Source organism: Citrobacter sp. CK206, from assembly GCF_030333125.1.
GTDB classification, from domain to species: domain Bacteria; phylum Pseudomonadota; class Gammaproteobacteria; order Enterobacterales; family Enterobacteriaceae; genus Citrobacter_B; species Citrobacter_B koseri.
Window position 1 is genome coordinate 287414 of record NZ_JAOWGM010000030.1, and the last position, 13184, is coordinate 300597.

A 13184-nucleotide genomic window follows, 5' to 3' on the forward strand; every position below is an offset into this window, starting at 1 on the left:
TATCCCGTGTCCTGTCCACGGCAAAGCGTGGAAAAGACGCGGATAATCATGCTACCTCTGGCGTTAGGCGAAGATATCCACCGCGCCATCGCCACGAGCGGCAGCCTGGAGCGAGCCCGGCGTCGTCAGTGCGATGTCATCTTCGGCGGCAAAAGCCTCTTGTCCCTGTGCGCGGGAAGCGTGCTGTTGTTGGGATGACGACTGCTGCTGTCCGGCGAAACTTTCACTGCTGATACTGCTTTGTCCCAGCTGGATGCCGTTTTCCGCCAGTTGGGTACGCAGTACGGGTAACGCGGCTTCCAGCGCGGCGCGAACGTGGCTATGCGCTGACACCATTTGCAGTTGCGCCTGGTTATCATCCATTTTGAGGGAGATTTGAATCTGCCCCAGTTCCTCCGGGTGCAGACGCAGTTCCGCGCTCTGCTGCCCCTGGCGGGTAAACAGCGTCACATGCTGGCTTAATGACTGCTGCCACTCATGGCTGCCCAGCGGCGCGCTGAGCACCGGGGCGGCTGCGACAGGCGCGGGTTGCGTCTGCGTCGTCATACCGCCAGGCGTGGTCATGGCGCCAATGGTCGTGACCGGAGAAGGCGTGCTTTCCATGTCGGCTTTAGCGGCAGCGGCGGCGACCAGCGGCGTTACCGGCTGGTTGCTTGCTGAGTTTGCGGTGACGTCAGGCGCGGCATCGACTTTCCCTTTTTTCAGCTCGCCCGTCGTCAGCCCGGCAACCGCATCCTGCATAGCGGCGCGCGTATCGCCACGCAGCGATGCCGGGGCGGAGAGTGCGCCTTCAGCCGACGCGGTTCGCGTGGTTGGCGTCAGCGCCGGCTGGCCCGGTAACATGGCGAAGAGCGCGCTCAGATTCGCGAGGTCTTCATCGCTCAGCGCCGGTGCGTTGTCGTCCTGCCGGGCAGTCTTACTTAACGCGTTCAGGGCGTTGCTTTTCAGCGAAGGCGTCAGCGTGGACAGCAACTGCTGTGCCTCGGTCAGGTCTGCTGTGGCGTCATCCGTCAGCAGATCCTGGCGCGCCAGAAGATCGGCCAGCGCTGTCGTCTGCGGCGTATCGCCATTTTTTTGCAGCAATCCTTTTTGCAGTTTGCCGCCTGCCGCCTGGAGATCGGCAAGCGAAAGCGGGGCATCTTTACCCTGCGCGTCGCCTGCGCCCAAAGCACCGGCTAACAGCGCCAGAAAATCCTGGGCTGAATCGGCTGTTTTACTAGCCTGAAGGCCTGTCGTTACGTCTGTGTCGGTCGTGATCAGTTGGGGCAAGGTGATCATTCGGTTTTCCTCATTGCAGCACGCTGAGCAAATTCATCCATTTTTTTCTGATCCAGGCGGTTTTCAGCCAATAACGCTGCCGCACTTTGTCTGTCCTGTAAGGTCTGCCAGGCCTGAAGCCGTTGTTTCTTTTCACGCCAGCTGTTCAGCGCCACGTCCACTTTTTGTGTCCACTGCGTCAGCTGCTGGCGATGCTGCTCAATGGCCTTCTCCAGCGTCTGAATAAATTGCTGATAGTTAATCCAGCGGTTGCTGGCAATCCCCTGGCCCATATCGGCATTGAGATTGTTGCGATACTCATGCTGATAATCGATCAGCATTTTCAGTTGTTCTTCCGCCTGCTGGAATCCGCGTCGCATTTCCCCTAATAAGAGAGCGGCATCATCCACTTCTTTCTCGGCCAGATCTTTTAATGTTGCCAGCGCACCATGTTGTGCCATGACCTATGCCCTCCTGCTTCATCACACCGTCGGGAAAATCAGTTCCAGCGCCTGGAGAGAATCTTCCCAGTCGGCTCGTTCGAAAATACCTTGTTGCAAAAATGCCTCCAGTTGCGGCCACAGCGCGATGGCTTTATCCAGCATGGGATCGCTGCCTTTGGCATACGCGCCGACGCTCACCAAATCGCGGTTACGCTGGAAACTGGATAGCAACTGTTTGAAATTCCGTACGCGTGCATAGTGTTGCTCGGTGATCAGCGACGTCATTGCACGGCTGATCGACGCTTCAATATCAATGGCCGGGTAGTGACCGGCTTCGGCCAGACGACGGGATAACACAATGTGTCCATCCAGGATCGCACGCGCCGAGTCGGCGATTGGGTCCTGCTGATCGTCGCCTTCGGTCAATACCGTATAAAACGCGGTGATGGAGCCGCCGCCGTGAATGCCGTTCCCCGCACGTTCCACCAGCGCAGGTAATTTTGCGAAGACCGAAGGCGGATACCCCTTGGTCGCAGGCGGTTCGCCGATCGCCAGCGCAATCTCACGCTGCGCCATCGCGTAGCGGGTCAGGGAGTCCATGATCAGCAGTACGTGCTGCCCGCGATCGCGGAAATCCTCGGCAATACGCGTGGCATAGGCCGCTCCCTGCATTCGCAGCAGTGGCGAGACGTCCGCAGGCGCGGCAATCACTACCGAACGCGCGCGCCCGTCAGCGCCCAGAATGTTTTCGATAAAATCTTTAACTTCGCGGCCACGTTCGCCAATCAGCCCGACGACGATAACGTCCGCGCGGGTATAGCGCGCCATCATGCCGAGCAGAACGCTTTTACCCACGCCGGAACCGGCAAACAGCCCCATACGCTGTCCGCGTCCGACGGTAAGCAGCGCGTTGATGGGGCGGACGCCGGTATCCAGCACATGCTCAATAGGCGTTCGCTGCAAGGGGTTGAATGGTTGAGTGATTAACGCGCCGGTTTCCGTGGTGTCTGGCGCGGGAAGACCATCCAGCGGCTTGCCGCCGCCGTCCAGCACGCGCCCCAGCAGGGCAGGGCCGAGCGGCAGCTGTTTTCCGCTTTGCAGACCTTCCCCGGCAATATTTTTTGCGTAAACGCGTGCGCCGGGAAGAATGCCTTCGACCTCTTCCAGCGGCATTAAAAACAGACGCTGGCCATTAAAGCCGACGACTTCGCTTTCCACTTCGCGTGTTTCCGTCCCGTCCTGCCGTTCAATGACGCAGGTCGCGCCGAGCGGTAGCTGCAAGCCGGTGGCTTCCAGCACCAGACCGGTGGCGCGGGTCAGTCGCCCGTAGCGACGTACCGCCGGGAGCTGCGCCATTTTGGCTTCGAAGTTATCCAGCGTATTCAGCCAGCGGGTCAGGCGCGTAGTCATCAGACGACTCCGGGAGCCGCCAGGCGGCAGAGTTCTTGCCAACGCGTGGCGACGCTGGCGTCCAGATCGCCTTCATCGGCGGACACTTTACAGCCGCCATGATGCAGCGTGGGATCGCCGCGCAAACGCCAGCCGTGCAGGCTGAGCGTGGCCCCGAGCATCTCTTCGACGCGCTGTAAATCATCCGGGTGAACGCGCAATTGCGGTTTCCCGCTGAACAGCGGCTCCTGTTGCAACAATTGCTGGATCTGTTTAATGAGCGCGGAGTTGTCCACCGCTGGCGTCTGGCCGATCACCTGGCGAGCGGCTTCCAGCGCCATTTGCATCAGGCGCGAGGCAATCACGCTGTCCAGCGCGTCCAGCGTATTCTGAAACTCGCTGACCAGTTGCTGCATTCGGGCATTCAGCGGCGCCTGTTGAGCGCGCGCCTGCGTCTGGCCTTGCTCCAGCCCTTGCGCTAATCCTTCCTGATAGCCCTGTTCGTGGCCTTTCTGGCGACCTTCGGCGAGGCCCGCGTTATACCCTTGCTCGTGCGCCTGCATTTTCAACTGCGCCAGTTGCTGCTCAAGCTGCTGTTCGGCACTCAGCTCCGGTTCGTCATCGATGGCTATCGGTTCGTCGCGGTGCTCCATTGGCACAAACTCGGCCAGGGGAGGGACGAGATCGTCCGGTGTCCAGATCTGCCACGGCAATTCGTTAGACATAGGTATCCTCGCCGCTGCCGATTACCATTTCGCCGGTTTCCGCCAGACGACGCACAATAAGCAGAATGGCTTTCTGTTCGTTCTCCACCTGAGACAGACGTACCGGGCCACGGTTGGCGAGGTCGTCGCGCAGAATATCGGCAGCGCGCTGCGACATGTTGCGCAGGAATTTCTCGCGTAGCGGCGGCTCGGCGCCTTTCAGGGCGATCAGCAACGACTCGGAATCCACTTCCTGCAACAGACGCTGGATGCTGCGATCGTCGACTTCCACCAGATTTTCGAACAGGAACATTTCGTCGATAATTTTCTGCGCCAGCTCGCCGTCGAATTCGCGTACGGCGCTGATAACCGCCTCTTCCTGCTGGGTTTTCATCAGGTTGATGATTTCTGCCGCGGTTCTCACGCCGCCCATTTTGCTGCGCTTGAGGTTCTGACCGTCGAGCAGACCATTCAACACTTCGGTCAGTTCCGCCAGTGCGGCTGGCTGTACGCCGCCGAAGGTCGCGATACGCAGCATGACATCGTGGCGCAGACGTTCGTCGAACAGCGCCAGAATATCGGCGGCCTGGCCGCGTTTGAGATGCACCAGGATGGTGGCGATAATCTGCGGGTGTTCGTCGCGGATAAGGTCGGCGGCGCTTTGCGGCTCCATAAAGTTGAGCGTTTCAATACCGCTGGCGGTATCCCGCGTTTCGAGGATATCTTCCAGCAGACTGGCGGCACGTTCTTCACCCAGCGCTTTAACCAGCACGGACCGCAGGTATTCGTTGGCGTTGATGTTGAGTGCGGCAAACTGTTCGGCCTCTTGCTCAAATTCCGCCAGCACATCGGTCAGCTGTTTGTTGGAAATCTGGCGCACGTTCGCCATTGCCGAACTCAGGGTTTGCACTTCACGCGTGGAGAGGTGCTTAAACACCTCTGCCGCACGGTCTTCGCCAATGGTCATCAGCAGGATGACGCTTTTATCGGTGCCGGTAAGTTTATTGCTCATGATCGTTATTCATCCACTGGCGAATGACCAGCGCCACGACGCGCGGATCGTTATCTGACATTTCGCGAATACGCTGGCTCATCACTTCTGCGCCCAGACGCTGGTTCGCCCGGCGCTGCTGGGTCTGTTCGTCTTTGCTGAGGCGAACTTCTACCGCTTCTTCGGTTTCCTGACGAACCTGCGCCTGTTCCTGCGCGACTTTCGTCTCTTCAGCGCGGCGAGCAAGCTGCGGTCGAACCGCTTTGCGCCACAGAATCCAGGCAACCAGCAGAACCAGGAGCCAGCGACCTGCGGAGATCAACTGCTCAATAAAGGCTTGCTGTTTCCAGAATGGCAGCTCGCCGCCCAGGTCGTCCGTTGCGGTAAATGGTGAGTTCACCACGTTAAGGGTATCGCCGCGTTTGTCGGAGAAACCCATTGCTTCGCGGGTCAGATCTTCGATCTGCTTCATCTGTTCCGTGGTTAACGGTAGCGGTTTGCCGTCCGGCAGGGCGCGGTAGTTCACCACGACCGCCACGGAGAGTCGCTGCACATCGCCCACGTTCAGTTTGGTGTGGCGAATGGTGCGATCCACTTCATAGTTACTGGTTTCGTTGCGCTGCGTATTGCGCGGCACATTGCTGTTCGCATTGTTGGTCGTCTGCGTGTTCTGCGCGTTTTGCTGATTAGCAGGCGGTGTGCTGATCGGCGCAGCATTTGCCGGCGCAGGCTGATTCGACAGCGCACCCGGTACGCCGCCCGGATAGCCGGAGCCGATTTGCTCGCTTTCATTAAGCTGGCGTGAGCGCAGCACGGCCTGCGATGCGTCGCCGTTCGGACGGTATTGTTCTTCCGTTTGCTCTTTGTTGGCAAAATCCAGCTGCGCAGTAACCTGAGCATGGACGTTGCCGTTGCCGACGATTGGCGAAAGAATCGATTCGATACGGCGCTGAATGCGTCCTTCCACATCGCTGGCATATTTCAACTGCGCGTCGTTCAGATCGCGGCTGCTGGTATTGGACTGAGTCAACAGATGACCGCCCTGATCGACCAGCGTGACGTTACCTGGCGGCAGACCCGCAACGGCGCTGGATACCAGATGCACCACCGCGCTGATTTGCCCTTCATCCAGCGCGCGGCCTGGTTCAAGATTGACCGTCACGGAAGCGGAAGGGGATTTCTGCTCGCGCACGAACAGAGAAGGTTTCGGCATCGCCAGGTGGACACGGGCGCGTTTTACCGGCCCCAGGGTTTCGATAGTGCGGGCCAGCTCGCCTTCCAGCGCGCGCTGGTAATTGACCTGCTCACTGAACTGGCTAATGCCGAATTTTTCCTGGTCTAACAACTCGAAGCCGACAGCGCCGCCTTTTGGCAATCCCTGTTGCGCCAGGCGCAGGCGAAGCTCATGCACTTTATCGGCAGGCACTTCAATCGCACCGCTTCCTTCGGTGAAGCGGTAAGGGATGTTCATCTGGGTCAGCTGCGTGACAATGGCCCCGCCATCCTGATCGGAAAGGTTGCTGAACAGCGTGCGATAATCTGGCGCTTTCGCCCACAAAACCATAGCAACGATGATGGCAACGGCGGCTGATCCCGCCACAATCAGAGGAATTCTGGGATTCGCGCGCAGGCGATTAAGCCACTCGAGAGGTTTAGGTTGGGTTGCAGTCGATGCAGTCGCACTCATCTCGCACCTCGTGACTGATCGTGGACGGCGTTTTTTGCAAAGTGGAACAAGACTCACTCCCGGGTCAGCAAACTCGAAAAATTGACGGTCTCATTATTTGCGGTTTCGAATTTTTCTATGCGCCAAAAACCGAGGTTTTTTATCGCTATTTAGCGCCTTTATCTTATTGACAAACTGGTAATCTCTGCTGTGTAAAAAATCATCCAGGGGATTAGCATGTCAGCAATACAGGGGATTGAAGGGGTCATCAGCCAGCTACAGGCAACGGCGATGTCCGCACGGGCGCAAGACGCGCTGCCGCAACCAACCGTAAGTTTTGCCGGTCAACTGCATGCGGCACTGAATCGCATCAGTGACACGCAAACCACCGCGCGCGTACAGGCAGAAAAATTTACTCTGGGTGAGCCAGGCATTGCGCTTAATGATGTGATGACCGATATGCAAAAAGCGTCTGTCTCAATGCAGATGGGTATTCAGGTACGCAACAAACTGATGTCGGCGTACCAGGAAGTGATGTCCATGCAGGTGTAGCCAGACCTGCTGAATGCATCATACAGGCCGGATAAGGCGCTTGCGCCGTCATCCGGCAAATGATTACTTCTGAATCAGATAGCGAATCGTTGGGCCATCCTGCTGAATATCCAGCACCGTATAGCCGTGATTGCGCGCATCCAGCGGAATATTATTGATGGATTGCGGGCAGTCGCTCACCACTTCCAGAATTTCTCCCTTTTTTAACTGCGGCATCGCTTCCAGCGTGGCGACGGCCGGGTAAGGGCAGGGCTCGCCGACCATATCAAGACGGTAATCAGGAACGATATTTTTCATGCGGATTCCTTAGCAGGGGTTAACCCGGAGCGACGGAAGAAACGTTTTTCCCAACCGATTATCAGCATCAGCGCGGCAAACAGCAGCAGATAAGTGACCAGCAGGCCGCCCAGCGGGCCGAAGGTGTCGAGCAGATTCACTTTGTCCCAACGGGTTGCCAGCGCCGGGGCAAAATCATCCCAGTAATATGCCAGAATAGTGGAGCCGATAACGTTGCCGAGGCCCACCCACCAGTAGTGCACCTGACCTTCCACGGCGCGGTACATCCAGCCGGTTTCACACCCGCCCGCCAGCACGATGCCAAAACCAAACAGCAGACCGCCGATAACGGCGTTCGGGCCAGCCCACATAATCTTCGCTTCCACGCCTAACTGCACGTAGCTGAAAATTCCTATAGCGCTCACCGCCATCCCGAAGATGATGGCTTTCGCCATATGGGTGCGACCGGTGATCCACAGGTCACGGAAGGCCGAGGTGAAACAAATTTGCGCACGTTCAATCAGCAGACCAAAACCCACGCCGAACAGCATGGCCAGCCCCAGTTTTGGCTGGTTCATCGCCGTCAGCAGCGCCCAGCCGATCATGCCGATAAAGACCAGCATCCCCAGACGGAAACGGCGGCGCGCCTGATCCGGCTTCTGCGTCAGCGGCGAGGCAGCGGAGACTTTCTGCATTTTGACCGGGATACGGAATATGGGCAGTAGCGTGAAGCGTGCGCCGAACCAGGAGCCGATGGCGGTTGCCAGCGCAAAGAACCAGGCATGAAGAGAAAACTGCGGAATACCGGTGAAGAAGGCTGCCAGATTGCAGCCCATCGCCATGCGCGCGCCAAAACCGGCAATCATCCCGCCGATAATCGCCTGCATAATGCGGATACGGCTGCGCGGCATACGTAATTTAACGTTGTTGGCCCACAGTGCCGCGGCAAAGCAGCCGCCGAACATGCCGAGGATCATCATCCCGTCGATGCGGGTAAGAGGGGAACCTTCCAGATGGATCAGCTTGTAGTAACCCCACTCTTCAGCATGAACGCCAAACAGCTGGAGGATTTGTCCACCCCAGCGGGTGAATTCGCCCGTAACAGCCCAGAACGTACCGGTGATACCGAAATAATAAGTGGAGAGAATACCTGCTGCGATGACCGCAGGAACAGGCGCCCAGAATTTAACTAACCAGGCTTGTTTGAATTGTTGCCATGACATGCTTTCTTAGCCTCTGAACTCAGAAGGAAAATAAAAGAAGAGCGGATAGTACACCGATCAGATTTTTTGCCTACTACTAATAAGAAGTAATATCGACTGGATCAATATTACTTGTTGGCCCTGAAAGGCTGGCGACATCAGGGCTTTAATGCCACAATCCTGTTTTCTTCGCATGCAGGATGAATGATGAAAAAAATAGCGATCGTTGGCGCATTTCTGGTCCTTACTGGGTGTGCAGAGGTACAGAATTATAACGATGTGGTGAAGACGCCAGCGCCAGCCGGTCTGGAAGGATACTGGCAGTCAAAAGGCCCTCAGCGCAAACTGGTGAGCCCTGAGGCGATAGCCAGTCTGGTGGTGACCAAAGAGGGGGATACCCTGGATTGCCGTCAGTGGCAGCGGGTGATTGCCTTGCCGGGTAAACTGACGCTGCTTTCCGGTGATTTAACCAACGTTACGGTGAAGCGCGAACTCTATGAGATTGAGCGCGAAGGGAACACGCTGGAATATGATGGTATGACGCTGCAACGCGTGGACCGACCCACGACCGAATGCGCCGACTATTTATCGAAACATCCGCTCGCGAGTCAGTTACCGTAAACATTTTCGGTAAACGCTGGCGGTAATCATGTTGATGCCGGGGGCGCTAACGCTTACCCGGCCGGTGTTCTCTCCTGTACTTACAGTGCATCTTCAATGACCCATACGCTGACGCAGCCACCGTTGCAGGTAAACGTGGCCTCACCCTGTTCATCGGTGGTTACGCGCTCTTCCCGATTGCCTAAAAAATCACGCCAGGTCTTGTTGGCGTAATTTTCACCTAGCGTAATGGTCTTCTCGCCGTCATCGCCGTTGGAAAGTACGACCACGCAGCCAGGATCGTCGTCTGTACCGCTACGGCTAAAGGCAACGCAGTTGGGGTGGTCGAAAAAGAGCGTCTGGATGCCGTGGGCAAAACGCTGGCGCGCGAGAATCAGTTGATCGAGCTGTTCGATAACGGGCATATCAATGGTGTAGGTTTCGCCGTCGCCACCCGTATCTTCGTAATGTGCGCCGTAGAGATCAGGGTAGAACACTGACGGTACGCCGTTCTCACGCAACAGGATCAACGCATAGGCCAGCGGCTTAAACCAGGCTTCAACGGGCGCTTCAAGCGCCTGTAACGGTTGGGTATCGTGATTTGCCACGAGCGTTACGGCATGGAAAGGATCGGCTTCCACCAGCGTGTCGGTGAAAATCTGGCTCATATCGTAATCACGCCCCTGACGAGAGGCTTCGTGGAAGTTCATCTGTAGCGGCGCGTCGAACAGCATGGTTTTTCCATCCACCTGATCGATATAGGCTTGTAGCTTGTCCACTTCATGAGACCAGTACTCCGCCACAATGAACAGCGGCTTTGGCGCAACCTCCTGGACGTGTTCTATCCACTCTTTATAAAACCAGGCCGGAATGTGTTTGACCGCATCCAGGCGGAAGCCGTCGCAATGGGTTTGCGCCATTACCCAACGCGCCCAGTATTTGATCTCCTCGGTGACCGCATGGTTGCGAAAGTCGATGTTTTCGCCCATCAGATAGTCGAAATTACCCATCTCATCATCGACCTGGTCGTTCCAGCCGTCGCCAGTGTAGTCGTTGACGATCTTAAAGATGCCGTCTTCGTCCGGGTTTTCGATGTGATCAATACCGCTGAAACATTTGAAATCCCAGATAAACTGCGAATATTGACCGGCGCGGGCAGGGAAGATGTAACGCGTCCAGCCTTCACATTCGATGATCTCGTCATCGATTTGCGTGCGATTATCTTCATTGACCCGCTGTACGCGAATGGCCTCTTTTTCATCCGCGCCCATTTTGTGGTTGACGACCACGTCGAGCAAAACCGCAATGTCATTTTGCTTTAGCGCCTCAATGGCGGCCAGCAGCTGCGCCTTGTCGCCATATTTTGTGGCGACAGATCCTTTCTGATCAAACTCACCCAGATCAAACAGGTCATACGAGTCATAACCTACGGAATACCCGCCGGACGCGCCTTTATAGGCGGGCGGTAACCAGACCATATTAATGCCGATATCATTGAGGCCGCCAGCGCGCTCAGCCAGTTCTGGCCAGAGCTTGCCGCCGTCAGGGTAATACCAGTGGAAGTACTGCAATAGCGTGGGGTTTTTCATCTTCCGTGCTCCAGAAGCCGTCAGGCCAACTTCTGGAGTATGGATGATTTTTCACAGGTGGATAAAAATTATTGATTCAGGTTACTGGGGAACAGAATATTTCCCGCCAGGTTCCCGTATGTCGTGGAGACGGACTGCTGTTTTCCGGTCTGGTCTATAAGCTGACGTAGCTCTTCCATACGATGCTGCAACAGCGTTTTTAACTCAGCCTCGTTACGGAGTACGGCATTCAGGATCTCTTTTGCCTGGTTTATCAGAAATGTATTGCCGGGAGAGATGGGGTTACGTGCAATACCTTCTACCAGTTGCACATAATTCATCTCCTGCTCAATCAGTTCATCCCATTTCCCTGAATGAGCGAGATCCAACATTGTGATACTAAGGGCATGCAGGGCATGCCAGTCGGTAAGTGACGGGATGAAGTTAGTCATCAAAGGGTATCCTGAACGGGTGAAACCGGTGAGCCAATCTGTTTCCAGGCATCAGCGATATTGGTTAGCAATCCCTCTACTTCAATGATAGCTTCGACGTCGTTATGTAAGTTGGCCAGTAACAAACGACGTATCATGTAATCGTAAAGTGATGCCAGATTGCGGGAAAGGTCTCCTTCAACGTCCATGTTGAGTCCCGCCTTGAGGCCGTTATCAATAATATTGATCGCTTTTGACAGCGCTTCACCTTTCGATAACAGTTCTCCCTGCTCCAGGAATAGTCGTGCCCTGACGAGAGCGCTTAGTGCTCCGTCAAAAAGCATAACAATCAGTTGGTGTGGGTCGGCACTCATTACCGCACTTTCCACCCCGACTTTTTGGTAGGAAAGAACACCACTTTTACTATACATATCAGTTCCTTAACTGCTGGATGAGCTAAACTGCTGTGTCAGGTAGTTTGCAGTATTGTTCATCTGACTGATCAACTTATCCAGTGAGGTGAACTGTGCTTTGTAGCGCGCCATAGTTGCTTCTATGGAGGCTTCCATCGCGTCATAGCGCTGTTCTAATGTCTTGAGCGTTTTGTTGATGCCATCCTGCGCGTTTTTAATAACCCCAGATTGATCGATGGAGGTATCCAGCATTTTGGTCAACATATTGTTCATTTCTGTAGCAAAACCTGTCGTTTTGCCATCGCCGATAAAGTATTCCTGAACCGCCTGTGGGTTATCAGTTAATGCTTTCGTCAGCTTAGTGCTGTCTATTTTCAGGTTACCTGTCGAACCGTCGGCGCCGGTCACCGGATCCTGAGTAATACCCAGTTGAGATATAATGGCGTAAGCGCCGCCTTGTACATCCGTCAGCAGACTGCGTAATTGCGATTGAATGGAACGCACGTTGGTGTCGCCCATTAACGCACCGTTAGTTGCTGACTGATCTTTGCCCTGCTCAACTTTGACGTACTTCGTCACGCTGGCGATGGTTGACTGTAGCGCATTATAGGCTGTTACCCAGTCATTTATTGCTTTGCTGTTCTCTTCTGTTGCACGGGTTAATTCCAGCGTTTCGTCGGCGGTGCTTTTATTCTTCAACGTCAACGTGACGCCTGGCAGCGCATCAGAAATGATATTACTTGAACGTTCAAGTTCGACGCCGTTCACTGTCAGTTTTGCGTTCTGCGATGCGGTCTGCTCGGTTAGCGCATTTGTTGAAGCATCGTGACCGATAATCTGCTGGAGCGTGTCGTCACCGGTTACCGTTACGGTCATGTCTGAGTCCGTACCCGTCGTTTTTGATGTCAGCATCAGACGATAGTCGCCGTCAGAAGCCTTCATTACCGTGGCGGAGACGTTACCATTGGAATTATTAATGGCTTTCGCAATACCGTTCAGGCTGGTGTCGGAATCCGATAATGTAATTTCTAAAGGATCTTTGGTTCCCGGCTGCGTAATCGTAATCGTGCGCGTACCGTTCGTCGTTGTTTCGCCCAGTTTTGTTGTGTTGCTGTCAATCTTGCCGGACATCAATACCTGTGCTTTGGCAACCTGACTCACGTTGACTGTGTAGCTTCCGGCAGTAGCTTCACTGGTTGTTGTGGCAGTGAATGCCGTGTTAGTGCTGCTAACGGTTGTCGAGTTCCAGGTTGTTGTTTTACCCAATGCCGCAGTAGCAGTCTGCAGATTGGTTAATGCGCTTTGTAACTTACCGTACGCGCTCAACTGGGCGTTATAGTTTGTCTGCTGAGTTGTAATTGATGTTAATTTTGTTTTTTCAGCAGCTTCCAATTGGTTGTAGAGCGTCGTCAGATCCAGATTAGAGCCAACCCCCAGGTTACTAATAGTAGGCATGTCTTTTTTCCTTAAAGTCTTGGGTGTACAGCTCTCTGTATCGGCAACTTTTGGTGAAAGTTTACATTGACCGTAAAAAAATAATCGGCAGAAAAGGGCGGGGTGAGAAGGGCATATAGAGGGATTGTTTTTGTTTTATTTTTATACAAAACAATCGTGTTCTTGATTCTAAAAAATGTGAAAACTGCATTTAATTACCTTTAAAAATAATTAGTTAAAAGTTTTTGTCGTTTATTT

At 54.8% G+C, this 13184-nt stretch carries 14 protein-coding genes; 2 read left to right on the forward strand and 12 right to left on the reverse strand.

Features of this window, described 5'->3' with window-relative positions; genetic code table 11:
- Positions 1-63: 63 nt before the first annotated feature.
- The 6 genes from fliK to fliF are packed head-to-tail and all read right to left on the reverse strand — an operon-like array spanning position 64 to position 6471.
- Positions 64-1278, reverse strand: coding sequence for a flagellar hook length control protein FliK (gene fliK, locus OGX81_RS18630; protein ID WP_104868520.1), 1215 nt, complete (start codon positions 1276-1278; stop codon positions 64-66).
- Entirely contained in the window at positions 1275-1718 is a 444-nt protein-coding gene (gene fliJ / locus OGX81_RS18635; RefSeq protein WP_012131904.1) for a flagellar export protein FliJ, read from the reverse strand. Before fliJ ends, fliK begins: the two co-directional genes overlap by 4 nt.
- Positions 1719-1739: 21 nt before the next feature.
- Positions 1740-3110, reverse strand: coding sequence for a flagellar protein export ATPase FliI (fliI, locus tag OGX81_RS18640; RefSeq protein ID WP_012131905.1), 1371 nt, complete (start codon positions 3108-3110; stop codon positions 1740-1742).
- Entirely contained in the window at positions 3110-3814 is a 705-nt protein-coding gene (gene fliH / locus OGX81_RS18645; protein ID WP_071258771.1) for a flagellar assembly protein FliH, read from the reverse strand. The genes fliI and fliH overlap by 1 nt, the downstream gene beginning before the upstream one ends.
- A complete protein-coding gene (gene fliG / locus OGX81_RS18650) occupies positions 3807-4805 on the reverse strand; it encodes a flagellar motor switch protein FliG (RefSeq protein WP_012131907.1) in 999 nt (332 codons plus the stop codon). The genes fliH and fliG overlap by 8 nt, the downstream gene beginning before the upstream one ends.
- On the reverse strand, positions 4795-6471 hold the full coding sequence (fliF, locus tag OGX81_RS18655) for a flagellar basal-body MS-ring/collar protein FliF (protein ID WP_047462912.1): 1677 nt from the start codon (positions 6469-6471) through the stop codon (positions 4795-4797). Before fliF ends, fliG begins: the two co-directional genes overlap by 11 nt.
- A gap of 216 nt (positions 6472-6687) precedes the next feature.
- Here fliF and fliE point away from each other — a divergent pair, with 216 nt between their 5' ends.
- Complete coding sequence (gene fliE, locus OGX81_RS18660; RefSeq protein ID WP_012131910.1) at positions 6688-7002, forward strand: flagellar hook-basal body complex protein FliE; 315 nt, start codon at positions 6688-6690, stop codon at positions 7000-7002.
- A gap of 63 nt (positions 7003-7065) precedes the next feature.
- Here the strand turns inward: fliE and yedF are convergent, their stop codons facing one another.
- Both yedF and yedE read right to left on the reverse strand, forming a co-directional pair.
- Positions 7066-7299, reverse strand: coding sequence for a sulfurtransferase-like selenium metabolism protein YedF (yedF, locus tag OGX81_RS18665; protein ID WP_000790504.1), 234 nt, complete (start codon positions 7297-7299; stop codon positions 7066-7068).
- Positions 7296-8501, reverse strand: coding sequence for a selenium metabolism membrane protein YedE/FdhT (gene yedE, locus OGX81_RS18670; protein WP_012131911.1), 1206 nt, complete (start codon positions 8499-8501; stop codon positions 7296-7298). Before yedE ends, yedF begins: the two co-directional genes overlap by 4 nt.
- 186 nt (positions 8502-8687) lie before the next feature.
- Here yedE and yedD point away from each other — a divergent pair, with 186 nt between their 5' ends.
- A complete protein-coding gene (gene yedD / locus OGX81_RS18675; RefSeq protein ID WP_047463076.1) occupies positions 8688-9101 on the forward strand; it encodes a lipoprotein YedD in 414 nt (137 codons plus the stop codon).
- 80 nt (positions 9102-9181) lie between these two features.
- Here the strand turns inward: yedD and amyA are convergent, their stop codons facing one another.
- From amyA to fliD, 4 genes are all read right to left on the reverse strand, one after another.
- Positions 9182-10669, reverse strand: a complete 1488-nt coding sequence (gene amyA / locus OGX81_RS18680; RefSeq protein WP_286487627.1) for an alpha-amylase — start codon at positions 10667-10669, stop codon at positions 9182-9184.
- Positions 10670-10737: 68 nt separating this feature from the next.
- On the reverse strand, positions 10738-11100 hold the full coding sequence (gene fliT / locus OGX81_RS18685) for a flagella biosynthesis regulatory protein FliT (protein ID WP_012131914.1): 363 nt from the start codon (positions 11098-11100) through the stop codon (positions 10738-10740).
- Entirely contained in the window at positions 11100-11510 is a 411-nt protein-coding gene (gene fliS / locus OGX81_RS18690; protein WP_012131915.1) for a flagellar export chaperone FliS, read from the reverse strand. The genes fliT and fliS overlap by 1 nt, the downstream gene beginning before the upstream one ends.
- A gap of 9 nt (positions 11511-11519) precedes the next feature.
- Positions 11520-12947, reverse strand: a complete 1428-nt coding sequence (fliD, locus tag OGX81_RS18695; RefSeq protein WP_158661217.1) for a flagellar filament capping protein FliD — start codon at positions 12945-12947, stop codon at positions 11520-11522.
- Between the last annotated feature and the right edge of the window lie 237 nt (positions 12948-13184).